At 68.5% G+C, this 15232-nt stretch carries 11 protein-coding genes; 6 read left to right on the top strand and 5 right to left on the bottom strand.

Annotated elements, in window-relative coordinates:
• The first annotated feature begins 68 nt into the window (after window positions 1-68).
• From OG453_RS35645 to OG453_RS35635, 3 genes are read left to right on the top strand one after another with little or no spacing between them, the layout of a single operon-like run.
• Window positions 69-2669, top strand: coding sequence for a dynamin family protein (locus OG453_RS35645; protein ID WP_266872683.1), 2601 nt, complete (start codon window positions 69-71; stop codon window positions 2667-2669).
• A gap of 15 nt (window positions 2670-2684) precedes the next feature.
• Window positions 2685-6215, top strand: coding sequence for an Hsp70 family protein (locus OG453_RS35640; protein WP_266872682.1), 3531 nt, complete (start codon window positions 2685-2687; stop codon window positions 6213-6215).
• Between the two features lie 5 nt (window positions 6216-6220).
• Window positions 6221-7402, top strand: a complete 1182-nt coding sequence (locus tag OG453_RS35635; protein WP_266872681.1) for a hypothetical protein — start codon at window positions 6221-6223, stop codon at window positions 7400-7402.
• A 329-nt stretch (window positions 7403-7731) separates the two neighbouring features.
• On the opposite strand, the gene OG453_RS35630 is transcribed toward OG453_RS35635, so the two are convergent.
• The 4 genes from OG453_RS35630 to OG453_RS35615 all read right to left on the bottom strand — a co-directional run bounded on the left by OG453_RS35630 (window position 7732) and on the right by OG453_RS35615 (window position 11342).
• A complete protein-coding gene (locus OG453_RS35630; protein WP_266872680.1) occupies window positions 7732-8565 on the bottom strand; it encodes an amino acid ABC transporter ATP-binding protein in 834 nt (277 codons plus the stop codon).
• A 5-nt stretch (window positions 8566-8570) separates the two neighbouring features.
• Window positions 8571-9356, bottom strand: a complete 786-nt coding sequence (locus OG453_RS35625; protein WP_266872679.1) for an amino acid ABC transporter permease — start codon at window positions 9354-9356, stop codon at window positions 8571-8573.
• A gap of 41 nt (window positions 9357-9397) precedes the next feature.
• Window positions 9398-10153 (bottom strand): ABC transporter substrate-binding protein, encoded by a 756-nt coding sequence (locus OG453_RS35620; protein ID WP_266873250.1) that lies wholly within the window; start codon window positions 10151-10153, stop codon window positions 9398-9400.
• 370 nt (window positions 10154-10523) lie between these two features.
• The gene (locus OG453_RS35615; protein ID WP_266872678.1) at window positions 10524-11342 is read right to left on the bottom strand and encodes a helix-turn-helix domain-containing protein; all 819 of its coding nucleotides are present in this window, start codon (window positions 11340-11342) and stop codon (window positions 10524-10526) included.
• 374 nt (window positions 11343-11716) lie between these two features.
• Between OG453_RS35615 and OG453_RS35610 the strand changes: the two genes are divergently transcribed.
• A complete protein-coding gene (locus OG453_RS35610; RefSeq protein WP_266872677.1) occupies window positions 11717-12169 on the top strand; it encodes a hypothetical protein in 453 nt (150 codons plus the stop codon).
• Between the two features lie 306 nt (window positions 12170-12475).
• Window positions 12476-12871, top strand: coding sequence for a hypothetical protein (locus OG453_RS35605; RefSeq protein ID WP_266872676.1), 396 nt, complete (start codon window positions 12476-12478; stop codon window positions 12869-12871).
• Window positions 12872-13403: 532 nt separating this feature from the next.
• Here the strand turns inward: OG453_RS35605 and OG453_RS35600 are convergent.
• Window positions 13404-13691, bottom strand: a complete 288-nt coding sequence (locus tag OG453_RS35600; RefSeq protein WP_266872675.1) for a hypothetical protein — start codon at window positions 13689-13691, stop codon at window positions 13404-13406.
• Between the two features lie 352 nt (window positions 13692-14043).
• Between OG453_RS35600 and OG453_RS35595 the strand changes: the two genes are divergently transcribed.
• Window positions 14044-15177, top strand: a complete 1134-nt coding sequence (locus tag OG453_RS35595; protein ID WP_266872674.1) for a LacI family DNA-binding transcriptional regulator — start codon at window positions 14044-14046, stop codon at window positions 15175-15177.
• Window positions 15178-15232: the final 55 nt, after the last annotated feature.

The raw sequence follows: 15232 nt of genomic DNA, 5'->3' as shown, positions 1-15232 counted from the left end.
GATTGATGCGGTACCTACCGTGACCGGACGATCCTTGCCGGGGGTGGCGCAGGGGGAGGCCCAGAACGATGGGCAGCGACATGGACGACTATGCCCAGTGGGCGGTCAAGATGCTTGAGGCCCTGGACCGGGCTCCGTCGGACGGCTCCACGGTGGATCGTGAACTGCACGCGGGGCGTGAGGAGTTACGGGCCGCTGCGGCCAAGCTCTTGAGCGAGGCGCGAGGACCGCTCTCGATCGGTGTGGTGGGTGAGTTCAGCGCGGGGAAGTCCCTTCTGATCGAGGCACTGTTGGGCCTGCCCGGACTGCTGTCGGTGAGCGACGTGGCGACCACGGGAAACGTCACCGCCATCCACGTCGGCCAGTCCAAGGACGACGACCGCGGATCGAGTCTCAAGCGGCGGGCCGTGGTGTACTGCACCGCAGCCGAGGTTGCCGAGCTCATGGCTCATCTGTACGGCAAGCTCGAGGAGCTCGCCCCGCTTGAAGGGCTGCCCGGCCAGCGGTTGGAGGCACTGCGCGCGGCCCGGCCGGGCCCCAGCGGCTGGGAGCCGTTGGTCGAGTGGTGCGGACGGTTCGGCTCTGGTCTCCACGGTGCGCGGATGCGCTCGGTCGCGGCCGAAGTGGAGTTGCTGCACACGGCGCATGAGATCGGTGCGCCGATGCTGGGACGGCGCTATGACCTCTCGGACGCCCAGGCCAAGCGCGCCATGTCGCTCCCGGGGGTGAAACTGGAGGAGGGCGGCAGCAGCCGTGCCCTGCCCACGACCGACGTGGAGGGGCACCGGATCCCGGACGATGTCCTCGCCGCCTGTGTACCGCTGATCCGGAGGGTTGAGCTGCGGGTGGGGGTGCCACCCGGCATCTGGGACCTGGAGGGCGTGGGCGCCCTCACGCTGATGGACTTCCCCGGCCTCAACAGCCCTGAGTCCGGGGAACGCGACAGGTTCCTGAGCCGTCGTGAGCTCCGTGACATCCACACGGTCCTCGTCCTCATGAACGGCCAGCGGGGGCCGGTCGCCAATGAGCAGGACTTCTTCGACATGCTCCGCGAACCCACGGCGGACGGCCGGGAGCGCAGGCCGGACAAGGAGCTGCGGGAGAGTCTTCTCGTCGCGGGCGGACGCTTCGACCAGATGCCCGTGGACCAATCCGCCCTCAAGGCCGCGCTCCTGGACTCGGCTGAGCCACTCAAGGAGCAGCGGCTGCGTGGACTGCCGGACACAGCGGTGCTGGACAAGATAGTCGAGGCCGCGCAGCGTCTGCTGCCGGTCGGCCAACGGAAGCAACTCGTGCTGCTCTCCGCCATGGTGGGGCTCGACCGGCTGGCCCGGTCGCCAGGCGTACGCGTCGACGAGGACCTGCGGGCACGACTGCTTCCAGGGGTCGAGGAACGGACCCAGATCACGGAGCTGTGGGCGAAGGTGGGCGCCCGCCTGGAAGCTGACGATCCCGGCTCGTCGTTGAGCACGGCCCTGCGGGAGTTCGCCCACGACGGCGGGATCGATCTGCTGCGCCGGCAGTTCACCCGGCACGCCAAGAAGTATGGCGGTGCCATCCGGGACGGTGCGGTGAAGCGGCGGGCCGTGGTCGTGGACCGGCTGCGGGTGGCCCTGGCCGGCGCGGAACAGGCGGCGCGACCTGAGGCGGCGTATCCGCCGGAGTACGGCGAGATCCAGCGGACGTTGGACGAGACACGACGGCTGCTCGAAGATCTGCGGAACGGCCTGGTGCTTGGCATCGGGCCGGATTCCTCTCGTTCCGATGACGCACTGCGACAGCGCATCGCCGACGAGGCCGCCACGCTGGTCTCCGGCTGGCCGCAGTGGAAGGAGCTGTTCACCCTGGTCGACCGGGAGAAGCTCGTGGTCAAGGCGAGGCATGCCGACCGCCCGGAGGACGACCAGCCCGTCGACGAGGATCTGCGGGTGGTGCTGGCCGAGCTGGGGCTGCTGTCCGATGACGCCGATCCGGCCGCTGACCCGGCTTCGAGCGCGCCCCATGCCCCCGCGGACCTCCTGCCCCAGTTCCGCACGTCGTACAGCGCGTTGCTGAGCCGTGTGCATGACGAGGTACGGGCCAGTTACGAGGAGCGGCTCGACCAGCACGTCGACTCCATGGACGAGTTGTTCGACCGCTGGGTCGGTATTGCCCGGGAACAGACGCGAGGCCCCCGGCCCAAAGCGCACCAGGACCGCCTCACCGCATTGATCAAGATCACCCATGCGCAGGCGCTGCGAACGCGCCTGCGGCAGGCGGCGGCTGCTCAGCTGGACCCCGGAGCCGTGGATCGGGCCTACCCCCTGCGCCTCGACCGCTGCTTCCCGTGGCACCCGGACGCGCCTGACCGACGAGACCAGGCGGATCGACACGTCGTGCATTCCGTACGGATGCGCCGCGAGCTGATCATGGCTCTGTTGCATCTTGTATATGGGCAGTTGGCGAAGGAACAGGCCCACCTCGCCGCCACGGCCGGGAGATTCATCACCGACCTGGAAAGGATCATCAACACCTCCGACACCTTCGACCTCCTCGTCTCCTCCATCCGAGCCGACGAGGAGGCGCGTCGGACAGGCCCTCTGGAGCTCGCAGCCCGTCTGGAAGGCATGTCCGCTCCTGGCTCCAGGCGCGGCGCCCCGAGCACCGAGACCACGCGCCCCCAGCCCTGACCCAGGGAGACCACCATGGGACTGCACACCCACTTCGTCTCGTCGGGGCCGTCTTGTGTGGCCGATCCCGGCGGGGACGGCTTCACCCTGACCGGGGAGACGACTGCCCTGGAACCGCCCGCACTGCGGCTGGTGCCGTCGTCCGGAAGCGCCGCACTGATTCGTCTCATCGAGGTCGTCGCACCTCCCGAACTGCCCAAGGCACAGCTCAACGCCTTGCGCGAACTGTGGAGCGAGGCAAACGGCAGGGTCATCGACAAACCCGTGGCCTTGCGCGGCTCCGGCCCCGTCTCGCTGTCCGTCCCGCCGGGCCGGACCGACCTGCCCGTCCTGCTGCGGATCACGTACCACGAGATGAACACGGCCGGCGGAGATCCGGTGGGCGACAGTCATCGCACCATCGAGCTCTCCACCACACTCCATCTCCCCCAAGCCATGCTCCCCGACGAGCCGTTGACGAAACGGCCTCCGGAGACCGGGACCGGCACGGAAACCGAGGACCCCACCGTCCACTCCGCTCCCGAGACCGTCACCGCGCGGCGGGGTGAACGCATGGACCGAGTCGCAACCGGCGTGGTGCGTCACCTCGGCTTCGCGGCCGTTGATTTCGGGACCACCAACTCCACGGTCACCGTCCACGACATGCAGCAACTCGCCGTACGCGCCATGTCCCGGAACCAGGAGACGAGGCTGCGCGCGGAACTCGTCTCGCTGCTGTCCGACCCGGCCGTCCCCGGACCCGAGCGTGCCCAGTGGCGAGAGCTGCTCGGCGATGTCGTCCGCCAGCTGCTGCAGGCCGACAGCACGGCATTCGGCACCTCGTACCTGAGTGGATACGGCACCGGCGGCCCGTCCGAGGGCGACGGCCCAGGGCACACCCTGGCCGACGCGCTGGAGAGCGGGTACGGCGGCGAGAACTGGCTGCACGCGCTGTACACCGCCCTCGAACTACGGCTCGCAGCCCGGGACGAGCGGCTGCGCCGCGAGGTCGCCCCAAAGCTGCACGCTTGCTACGACCGGGCCTTCAGCGAGGTGCCGCTGGACGTGCTGCGGCTCTTTCCCGCCGACCTGGACCAGTCCGGCGGCAACGAACTCGCCAGCCGGATCGAGGTGGTCGACACCTTCCCCGAACTGCGCGTGCGGATGGGCGAGGAGCGGATCGCGGTGGGTACGCGGCAGGAGAGCACGCCGCGTGCGTACCGGGGCCTCAAGCAGTACCTCGCCCGCGACCACGAGCTGCCGGAACTGCCGACCCGCCAGGACGGCTCTCCCACCACCGCCGACGACCTCATCCGTGAAGGGCTCCGCTACCTGCTTGACCAGAGCGACGAGTACATCGGAGCCAACCCCAAGGAGCTCCATCAGGGAAAGATCGACCACGTCGTCATGACGTACCCGACCGTCGCCCCGCCCGCGGTACGCCGCCGGCTGCGCGAACTGGTCGGGTCCGGCACCGAGGAGGTCGACGGGCTGGGTGTCACGATCGTGGACACCCGGTTCGACGAGGCGGTGGCGGCGGCCCTCTTCTTCATCATGCGCGACTTCGGCGGGGACTTCGCGGCCGGCGTCGAGGCGTTCCGGGCCCGCTGTCGGCCGACGCCCGGCAGGGAGCACTTCTGGCGGCAGAACATCCTGGTGGTGGACGTCGGCGGCGGCACCACCGACCTCGCCGTCATCAACCTGCAGCTGCGAGACGGAACCCCGGACCCGGCGCCCGGCCAGGACACCAGGTTCACCGGGCGCCTCTACGTCCTCACTCCGACGCTGCTCGGCTCGACCGGCAACCTCCAGCTGGGCGGCGACCTCATGACGCTGCGCCTCTTCCGCTGGTACAAGGCGGCCTTCGCGGATCACCTGCTGACCCGGTGGCCTGACCGCTACGAGCTGGTCCTCGCCGCACGGAAGGAGAAGGACTACGTCGTGGACGGGCGGTATCTGGAGGGGGCGCTGCTCAGCCGGAGCCCCGACGAGGACAAATACCCGCACGACCTCGTGGAACAAGTCGTCCCGACTCGCTGGGCCGGGGACCGCGTCCTGGGCGGGCCCCGGGAGGAGTCGGAGCAGACGTTCTGGCTGCTGTGGCGGATGGCGGAGGAGGCCAAGATCCGCCTGGGCGCGGGAGACGCCGTCCACCAGCCGCTTCCCGAAACCCTTGACGCGGTCCTGGGACGACTCCACGCGCCCGAGCCGGCGGAGGACGCGGAGGGCGCAGAGGACATGGAGTGGGCGCCACGGATGGACACGGAGACGTTCGAGGGCTTGATGAAGCCAGTCCTGAAGGAGATCACGGACCTCGTCGCCTCCCTAGCGAAGAACGCCCTGAAGGAGAACCAGGAGCTCGACCGGATCTTCCTCACCGGCAAGAGCAGCCGGATGCCCCTGGTCCGCCGTTCTCTGGAACGACGGCTGCGCCAGGAGACCGAGGTGCGATGGAACCCGGCAGGGATCGAGGTGGAGGAGGAGTACGGCAAACTCGCCACCTCGATCGGGGCATGCTGGGGTTACCACATTCGTCGATTCGCCCACGCCGAGCAGGCTGCGCACGGCGTTCTGGGCCGGGGCCGTTACGTCCTGCGCATCGAGGTGGACAACCTCAGCTACTACCTGCCCTGCGACTTCGGTCCCACCTTCCAGCTGGAGGCGGGCGAGCCGACGGACACGCTCCTGACGATGAGCACGGAGCTGAGCCCGATCGGACCCGACGGCGCCTGGGCGGTGCGCAGCAAGTGGACGAACCTGACCGAGAGTCTGCGCATCCACCGCAACACCGGCCCCAAATGGCAGGCGTGGGGCGCCTTCGACCCCGACGCCTGGGTGCGCCGTGAGGAGCCGGGCTTCGTCCTGAACATGGACGAGTGGGTGAACCAGGTGAAGTTCCAGTTGGAGGTCGACGCCGACCTGAACCTGGACATCCACCTGGCGCGCGGCGAGGAACACTATGAGGTGGGGGGCGAGACGTCGGTCCGGGTGGATCTCGACGGTGGAGCGGACACGCCGTGGACGCCCGTCGAGATCGTCGCCGACAACCGGGTGGCCGGGGACCGGCCGGACGCGGGAACCGTCGTCTTCAGGCTCACCGAGAACCCGTGGCTCCCGGCAACCGATCAGCCGCCGCTCTCGGACGGCCCTCCTCTTGAGCCTCCCGGTGACCGGTTCGACAAGTGGCTCCGGGGAAGCGGTGCGCCCGGAGCAGCCGCCGTGCGGGGCATGCAGAGCAAGCCCCTTGAGCCTCCGGGGCACGACGGCTGGATCTTCTATCTGCGCAGGCCCGGCGAACCGGACCGGGAGATGGAACTCATCGACATCGTCCCCGCTCCGGGCCGTGAGGGATGGCACGGACAAGACGCGACGCATGGAGGGAGCAAGTACGTGGCCACACTCGACGAGCACTGGGGCCTGCGGGTGCACCGGTTGCCGGTGCCGTACTGGGAGGCGGGTTCCGTCGCCGAGATGTGGACCAACCCGGGGGCGGTGTTCCGGGTGACCATGGAGGACGCGACGTCCGAGCACATCGCCGAGCGCGATCCGTTCAACGGCAGGCATTGAACGCCGTGGACGCGCTGCGCGCGCTGTGCCTGACCCCCGGTTCACGGCTCGGCACCGTGGCCCGGTCCCAGCTCTCCGGGCTGCACACCGCCCTGAGCGAGCTCATCGACGTCTGGCCCGACGACGCGGGTGCGGATCAGTGCCGGGCCGCCCTGCGGGAGTTGGACACACTGCTCGCGTCGGGGACGGGTTTGCCCGGGGCGGCGAGGAACACTGGGCCGGTCCGTGTCCCGGCAGCGCAGCCCGTGTCCGCAGCTCCTGCGGCAGATGGCGAACTCCTCGCCCTGGCGGGCGAATTGACGAAGAGCCCGGAAGCCGCCGATTACCTCGGACCGCTCCGGCTCCCCGGCTCCCCTGACGCCGGCGCCGACACCCCGGCCCTCTGGCTCTGGTTCCATACGACGTTGCTTCGACTGCCCGCCGCGTACGCGGCGACGTGGCGGGACCGGACCCGGTCGCTCGCGGTGGTGGCGGCCGGCCCCGCCGATGAGCAGTGGATCGAGTGGTGGGCGCGCGACCGTGAGCAGGTGTTGGTTCCTCCGATGCCTGCCTTCGGCGTACCCGGAGTGCGACTGAACGCCCATGGCAACAAGGCTGGTTGGGCGCTGGCCGCCGCCGAGGTCGAGGGCGCTCGACGCATGCCGGGCGCGGACAGCTGCTCGACGATGGACGTGTGGGTCGAGCTCGCCGGCTGGGTGGCCGGAATGGCCGGCCTGGACGATCGGTTGAACCACTGCCTGGAGAACCTCACCCACCGAGGCGTGCTTCCCCTGCACGCTCAGGAACACCGCAGTGCCTACCGGCAAGAGACCTCCCACCGGATCACGCGGCTCGCCCGCGCGCCCCAGGACTCCCCGGCAGAGCTGCGGGCCGCCCTGGCGATGGATGAGGCCTTGTGCTCCGTGATCCACCTGCCGCCGGCGGCCCCGGGCAGCTGGTGGGCCGAGGTCGCCGAGGCATCACAGAGGGCCGTGCTGGGGCTGCGCCGCAGAGTGCAGGGCAGCGGAGTCGAGGCCGCCGTGGAGGTCCTCGCCCCTTCTTCCTACCGCGACGCCCGGCAGCGCACCGGTGGCAACGACATTCCGCTGGACGCCGGCGGACGCAAGGGCCAGGTGCTCGCCGGACTGCGGTTGTGGGCGCGCATCGACGGCCGGGAGCTGCCGGGGCGGGTGGTGTACCGGGGTTGAGCGGTGCCCAGCGTGGCGAACGCTGTGCCGTCTGCTGAAAATCCGATCCACCCCCCCTCTGTCTGGGAAGAGCCCCCGCGCAAACCCTTGCGACTTCAACATGGCCGGTTCGCCGACGCAGCGCGTCTTGGCGTGGGTGGCGTTGTGTCGTCGTTGCCATCGCTTGAGCCGGCGTCCCTTGAACGGGACGCGGACGTTCCGGTCCGCGCCCTGATACGCCTTGTCGGCGTAACCCTTGAGGCCGGTGTCGATGAGGGGTTCCCGAGAACGCGGGGAAATGTGTCTGGCAGCCCCGCCGATCCTCTTATCCGTGCAGGTCCGAGGTGCGCTCAGCGGTCCACGCGCTTCTCGTGCGGTCCTGTGTCCGGGACTTCGCCCATCTCCGCCGCCGCAGGATCGAGTACGCGCGCCAGGAACGTCCGGGTCCGCTCGTGCTGCGGGTCGCCCACCACACGTTCGGGCGTGCCCTCCTCGACGATCACTCCGTCGTCCATGAAGACCACCCGGTCAGCGACCTCGCGCGCGAAGCTCATCTCGTGGGTGACGACCAGCATCGTCATCCCCTCCTGGGCGAGCGAGCGCATCACCGCGAGTACGTCCCCGACCAGTTCGGGGTCGAGCGCGGAGGTCGGCTCGTCGAAGAGCATCAACTCGGGGTCCATGGACAGCGCCCGAGCGATCGCGACCCGCTGCTGCTGGCCGCCGGAGAGCTGCGCCGGATAGGACTGCTCCTTGTCGACGAGGCCCACCCGCGCGAGGTTGGCCCGCGCGATGCGCTCCGCCTCCTCCTTGCCGCGCCGGAGCACACGGCGCTGCGCGATGGTCAGGTTCTCCAGCGCCGTGAGGTGCGGGAAGAGGTTGAAGGACTGGAAGACCATGCCGATCCGACGGCGTACGCGATCGATGTCCACATCGGGGTCGGTGACCTCCGTGCCGGCCACCGTCACCGTGCCCGACGTGGGCTCTTCCAGAAGATTGACGCAGCGCAGCAGGGTCGATTTGCCGGAGCCCGAAGGGCCGATGACACAGACCACGTCACCGCGCCCGACCGTCAGGTCGATGCCCTTGAGCACCTCCAGATCACCGAACGACTTGCGCAGCTCGCGCACCTCGATCGCCTGGCCCGAAGGTGCGGGCGCGTCGGGTGCCTTGTCGAACTTCATGGTGCTCACCTGGCTTTCGCCGTACGGGCCTCGAGCCGCCGCACCAGATGGCCGAGCGGGAGGGTGATGACGAGATACAGCAGTCCGGCGATCAGGATCGGGGTCAGGCTCTTGTGCTCGTTCAGCGCGTCCCGGCCGAAGTTGGCCAGCTCGAACTGGCCGAGCGAGAGGCCGAGCAGATACACCAGTGAGGAGTCCTTGGTGAGCAGGATCAGCTCGTTGGTCAGCGGCGGCAGCACGATCCGGAACGCCTGCGGCATCACGATCGACACCATCGCACGCCCCGGTGACATGCCCAGCGAACGGGCCGCCTCCGTCTGCCCCTTGGGCACCGCCAGAATGCCCGCGCGGATCGTCTCGGCCATATAGGCGGCGCCCACCAGGCCCAGAGACAGCATCACCGTGATGTGCATGTCGAGCGCGACCTCGAAGGCCAGCGGCACACCGAAGCCGAGCGCGATGAACACCAGCAGGGAGGGAACGCCGCGGAAGAACTCGATATAGGCGATCGCGATCCAGCGGTACGGAGGCACCGTGGACAGCCGCATCAGCGCCAGCACGATGCCGAGCCCCAGGCCGAAGCCGAAGCCGAGCAGTGTGTAGTAGGCGGTGTTGACCAGCGCGGTGGTGATCACCTCGGGGAACAGCGCCTTGGCGATCTCCACGTCGAAGAACGCCTGGCGCAGTGTCCCCCAGTCGGCCACCAGCGCGAACACGGCTATGGCGATGAGCAGCACGGCGTACTGGACGCCGCGGAACAGCCGTGCCCGCCGCCGTCGGGACATGGACATACGTGCAGAACTCCTCTGGTCAGCCGTTTGAATGCTCGAGGTCAGCTCTGCGGAGTGGTGCCGAACCACTTCTTGTAGATCTTGTCGTAACTGCCGTCGGTCCGGGCCTCCTTGAGGACCTCGTTGACCTTCGTGCGCAGTGAGTCGTTGCCCGTGCGGAAGCCGATTCCGTACTTCTCACCGGTGTCGAACTCCGCGGTCACCTCGGTGTCCGGGTTGTCCTTGATGTATTCGAAGAGCACGCCGTTGTCGTTGATGCCCGCGTCGACTTTGCCGGCCTTGACCGCCGTGAGCAGCAAGCCGACGTCCTCGTACTCCACGAGCTCCATGTCGAGGCCCTTGCTCTCCTTCTTGGCGTAGATGCCGCCGGTGGTGGCCTTCTGGTAGCCGAGCTTCTTTCCCTTGAGATCCTCGAAGGTCTTGTAGGGCTGCCCCTTCTTGGTGATCAGCGCCTGGGTGGCGTTGAAGTAGGGGTCCGAGAAGTCCATGACCTTGTCGCGCTCGTCGGTGATCGTCATGCCTGCGGCGGCCAGGTCGCACTTGCGGATGTTGAAGTCCTGGCCGGTTTCGATGCCCTCGAAGGGTGTGTTGACGATCTCCTGCTCGACCCCCAGCTCCTTGGCGACCAGGTCGACCAGATCTACGTCGAAGCCGACGATCTTGCCGTCCTTCTTCGACTGGAACGGCGGATAGGGCAGATGCGTGCAGGTCTTGATCTTGCCGGACGAGACGAGCTTGATCCCCGAGCCGCCCTTGTCGCCGTCGCTGTCGGACTTGGTGCTGGTGCAGCCCGTCATCAGCAGGCCGGCGACTGCGGTCAGGGCTATGGCAGCCACCGGGGAACGAACGGATTTCGGGGGACGAGCGGACACAGGACCTCCAGGGCAGGCTCGAACCAGGGCGCAAGCGAGATCAACAGCGCTGTGTGCTGCGCAAGCTGCGGTGCATCCTGCCACCGGCCAGGGCTCTTGTCCTGCCCTCGGGATTGCGTATGGGTAACACACTCGATCTCCAGTGCTGCAACTCCCCTACGTGAGCGGTCACTTGCTCTGCGTCAGCTTCCGAATCGACGCCGAGGGGCGGGGTCTTCACCGTCTCCTCAGTGACATGCGGCCGGCCGGCGATCTCCGGGTTGGAGAGCCCTCGGCGATCAGCGGCGGGTAACCGTCAGAGCGAGGAGCGGCGAGTACTGCAATGGGCTTCTTCCAGGAGTCCTGCCGCATGCGCGGTCCGCTGGTACAACACGTAGCGCCCGTCTCTGACCTTGGTGACGAGGCGTGCGCGGTGCAGGGCGCTGAGGTGGTAGGAGACGGTGCCCGGGGTGTATCCGGATCGGGCGGCGAGTTCCGCGGTGGACCGGGCGGTTTCGAGGTCCGCCAGCAAGGCCGCTCGGGCGTTGCCGACCACTTGCGCGATCTTTCCGGACCTGCGATCCCGGTCGGCTCCGATCCGCTGGGCGGGGTAGTAGAAGACGAACTGCCCGGGGGTGTCGACCTGGATGATGACGGCGGGCCGGCTGAGCACGCTGGGGGTGAGGACCAAGTCCCGGCCGGCGGCATCGATTTCGGCATCCCACGGCTTGGCAAGGGTGATCGCGTCGCCTGCCCAGGTCATGTCGGGGTGGAGTGCTCCGAGCGCCCGGCCGACGCCGTGGGTGGCGATGACTGTCGCGCGGTGGGCGATGTCCTGATCGATGATCGAGCGCAGTTCGGACCAGCCCTCGGCCAAGGTATCGCGCCAGAACCGGGCGAGACCGTTGGCGAGATGGCGCTGCATCCGCCCCGACTCCGCGATCCGGCGGGTGGTGGCCAGCAGCGGCCTGTTCCAGTGGGTCCGGGTGTGGGTGAAGACCTGGGTTTCGAGGTCGTCCTGCGCTACGGCCTCGATTTGCGCGATCTGCTCGTCGATCAGGTCGCGGCGCTGTGCGTCCGTTCCTGGCTGAGGGGTGAGCAGGTCAGGTCTGTAGGTGTCGCCGTTTTGCGGCAACAGGTCTACGAGCAAGGCAACGTCGGGATGGGCAAGTGATGCTCGGGCGAGTGGTCCAGGATCCCCGAAGACCGGGTGCCGTCCCGACGCGGCGGTGAGTCTCAGCCACGCCATGGATTCCGAAGCAGGGGAAGCCGCCAACCGTGTCCTGGACACTGTATTGGCGTCTACACGCAGGGTGAGCACCGCCCCGACGCTAGCAGTCGTCGCGATGGATTTGAACCTGCTCAAATGCTTTCCGGCCTGAGGTCCCCGCGTGGTGGAGTCGTGTTGCCGAACAACGGCAGCAACGTTCACTGCCCGATCTGAGGCGGTCGCCTCCGCACGACGGTGAGGTTGCGCATCCGGCACTCGAGGAACCTGGGAGTGGTGTCATGGTGAGGTTGAAGGACGCATCGAAGGTGAAGAGCCGCACGAGGAAGGTCGGCGTGGCCGTGACCGCAGCCGCGTCGGTTGCCGGGTTGGCCTTCACGGCGACACCCGCGACCGCCGTCGCCGCTGCCGCCACCGTCTCGATTGAGTATGGGGCGAGCGACTACGAAGGCACGGTCAGCTGGTCCAACCGGTCGGTCGGCATCGACGCATGGTTCAAGGCCAGCAATTGTCGGCGGGTCTACGCGCGGGCGTTCGCCGGTAGCACCTCTCTGGACTTCAAGAGCAGCAGCACTTGGTGCAATCGATCCGGGCCGGCGGACTTCGCCCTTGCCGCGAACGTCGTCGGTGGGTCCGACAACGTCTGGGTCTACATGACCGACGAAAACGGGAACTACCTCAAGGGACAGACCTGTTACCGCGCCGGCTACTACTGCATCGCCGGCCTGCACTAGTACTGCAGCGGTCTTTGTGGTGATTGTTTGTCAGCTGAGGGTCATGCGGCGGTGCCGGCCGGGACAGCGGCGGATCTGGTAGTCGTCCAGGACGTTGCCGGTGTCCTGGGTGGGCCGTCCGGGGGGGGGGCGGGGCTGACACATCCGGCAGGCCACAGCCGTGCGTTGATCGCGGCGATGAGAATCATCGCCGCGAAACGGGCCGCGACTTTGCCGAGCCGGTTCACCACCGCCCTGTTTCCCTTCAACCGGTTGATGCCGCACGCGACCGCGGTCGCGCCCTGTAGTCCCCATCCTGGAGATCGCATGAAGACTCATCTCGCCGCCGCCCTCGGTTCCATCGTGCTGACCGCGGGCACCCTGCTGGGCGCTCCCGCCGCCGGCGCGCAGACAGCCCCCTACCCGAGCACCTCTTTCGACATCACGATCGGCGCCAACTCCGTCCGTGGCACCCTGACTTGGCGCGACCGGTCGGTCAGGGCCGCAGGAACACACCGGTCCGTCAGCTGCAGCAGGGTGTGGTTCAGCACGTACGGTGCCTCTGGCAACGAACTGAGCACTTGGAGCAGCGGCACTCGGTGCAACGTGACATACCAGTTCAATGCCGAGTCCCCTGCGGATGTGCCCGGCGGGGCGGCGTCCGTCAGGATCTGCCTCGAGGCGTACACGACGCTCGCGTGTGAGTGGTACAACCGGCCCTGACCCACCCGACCGGCCGGGCGCAAGACCCTCAGCGCCATGCGGCTGGCCGGCAGTTCTGACGGGTCATCACCAGGTGTCCGGCCGTTCCCCGTTCCCCGTTCGCAGTCATCGCAGGATCTCGTTCGTGTGTGGATCCTCTGAAGTGACGGCCGAGGGTGGCCTGAGCTGGGAAGACGCTGATTGGTGTGTGGTGGCGCCGTTGTGCTTCTACGTGGCGGGGTTGAGGTGGGGCGCCATGGTGTCTTTGCCGGATGAGCTTCAGGCGCGGGAGGCTGCGGCTCGGCAGCGAGTGGAGGAACTCCAGGCTGAGGCTGTGGAGTTGGCCGTCCGGCTGGAGGAGGCCGGGGAGGATCTTTCGCGGCTAGAGATCACGCGGGAGACCGTCGCGATGGTGCCGCCATCGCTCCCTTGTCATAGGCGTCCCGCAGGATCGCCTTGAGCGTGCGCAGTATGTTGACCTGATTGCCCCGGCCAACGCCGTCGGCCTCCAACTCGTCCAGGAAACGCTCCACCACAATGGGGGTGACGGATATCAGCTTCCGTGAAACCTAGGCGCGGAACGATATGGACGTTGATAGAGCTGCTTCTGTCCCAGCTCCCGGCGCGCTTCCGCGACAGACGGCGCCGTGCGCTTCTTCTCCGCGTAGATCTGCGTGAGGCGCTCGATCGCGTCGTCCTGCGTGTCGAAGCCGCCCTCCTCGAGCTGCTTCCCTAGACCGTTGCGGAAACGGATTGTGTACGGGTGCGGGCACCGGGTCGGCCTGGCACAACCGCAGTCCTTGAAGAACGAGCCCATACCGCGGGCGAACTGTCGAGCCACGTAGCGAACCTTCCGAACGAGAGCCAGGCATCTGCGCCCAGGCCCCCGCCGCGGCGGTCACCAGGTCAGCGAGCCCGAGCGCTCCCGCACCCCATGCTGACCATTTGCTGACCTGAGCGGCCCCATTATGCCTCTGACCTGCACAAACGCCGAGATGCTAGATCTTGGACCTGAACATGGTGCGAAGCGTCAGAGCACTCCGGAATCTAGGCTCCCTGCCCGCGTTTTTGCAGGTCAAGGGCTGAATGTGCATTTCATGTCGCGCCGCGGGTTCCCACCAGGGCCGCACCGCATCACCGGTGCGGAAGGCACTCCTCGGCCATAATTCCGTCACCACGGCGGGAGGAAGCCGATGCGGGAGAGCGTGGACGCCAGGCACAAGCGGGTGCTCGGCCTCGTGCGGGAGCGCGGAAGCGTGCGCGTCGTCGAGCTCGCGGCGCGGCTCGGGGTGTCGGTGGAGACCGCCCGGCGTGACGTCGCCACGCTGGCCGAGGCGGGGCGGCTGCGGCGGCTGCACGGCTCGGTGCACTGGCCGACCGCCCAGCTGAGTCCGCACGAGGCCCGGCTCGCCCGCTCGGCGCCGGCGACCGCGGCCGCGCCTGCTGCCGGCGCCGCGCAGAGCGGCCTCGTCCTTGGCATGGTGGTGCCGGCGACCGGCTACTTCTACCCCTCGGTCATCCGCGGCGCCCGTGCCGCGGCCGCCGCCCTGGGCGCCCGGCTGCTCGTCGGGACCACCGACTACCGCGGCGAGGAGGACACCCGGCGGATCGAGACCCTCGTCGAGGCCGGCGCCACCGGCCTGCTCCTGACGCCCAGTTGGGGCATCGAAGGACCGGATCAGGACGCGCTGCGGGAGCTCATCGCCCTCCCCGTCCCCGCGGTGCTCGTGGAACGGCGGATACCGACCGGCTCGCGCGGCGCCGACATCGGCCGGGTCGGCTCCGCGCACGCGGAGGGTGCCGCGTCGGCGGTGCGCCATCTCGCCGCGCTCGGGCACCGGCGTATCGCGCTGCTCTCCAGGACCACGCACACCTCGCCGCATCTGCGCCGCGGCTACCGCGCCGCGATCAGCTCGTTCGGCTTCGCCCAGGACGACCTGTCCCCGCTCGACGCCGCCGGTCCCGGCGGATTCGACACCTTCGAGCGGGACACCGACCGGCTCCTGGAGCTCGCGGCGTCCGACGGGGTGCGGGCCGCGATCGTGCACACCGACGCCGACGCGATCAATCTGCTCCAGCGCCTGACGGCCCGCGGCCTGCGGGTGCCCGAGGACTTCGCGATCGTCGCTTACGACGACGAGCTCGCCGCGCTGGCCGATGTGCCCCTAACCTCAATCGCCCCGGCGAAGCACGCGATGGGCGACACCGCCGTGCGGCTGCTGCTTCGGCAGTTGACCGAGCCCGATACCCGGAGCGCGCACATCGAGCTGCTGCCGCGCCTGCGGGTGCGCGCGTCGTGCGGAGCCTCCACCACAACGGCCGGCTGACTGCTGCTGCCCGCTTGTTGACCGAATGCTCGACGAGCGTTGACCTCGGTCAACC

The organism is Streptomyces sp. NBC_01381 (assembly GCF_026340305.1).
Lineage (GTDB): Bacteria > Actinomycetota > Actinomycetes > Streptomycetales > Streptomycetaceae > Streptomyces.
This window is presented reverse-complemented; position numbering and strand designations above follow the sequence as displayed.

What these genes read in the sequence shown, in the direction of transcription:
- OG453_RS35645 (WP_266872683.1), top strand. Translation starts at nt 69, where the DNA reads ATGGGCAGCGACATGGACGACTATGCCCAGTGGGCGGTCAAGATGCTT.
- OG453_RS35640 (WP_266872682.1), top strand. Translation starts at nt 2,685, where the DNA reads ATGGGACTGCACACCCACTTCGTCTCGTCGGGGCCGTCTTGTGTGGCC.
- OG453_RS35630 (WP_266872680.1), bottom strand. Translation starts at nt 8,565, where the DNA reads ATGAAGTTCGACAAGGCACCCGACGCGCCCGCACCTTCGGGCCAGGCG.
- OG453_RS35625 (WP_266872679.1), bottom strand. Translation starts at nt 9,356, where the DNA reads ATGTCCATGTCCCGACGGCGGCGGGCACGGCTGTTCCGCGGCGTCCAG.
- OG453_RS35620 (WP_266873250.1), bottom strand. Translation starts at nt 10,153, where the DNA reads ATGACGGGCTGCACCAGCACCAAGTCCGACAGCGACGGCGACAAGGGC.
- OG453_RS35610 (WP_266872677.1), top strand. Translation starts at nt 11,717, where the DNA reads ATGGTGAGGTTGAAGGACGCATCGAAGGTGAAGAGCCGCACGAGGAAG.
- OG453_RS35605 (WP_266872676.1), top strand. Translation starts at nt 12,476, where the DNA reads ATGAAGACTCATCTCGCCGCCGCCCTCGGTTCCATCGTGCTGACCGCG.
- OG453_RS35595 (WP_266872674.1), top strand. Translation starts at nt 14,044, where the DNA reads ATGCGGGAGAGCGTGGACGCCAGGCACAAGCGGGTGCTCGGCCTCGTG.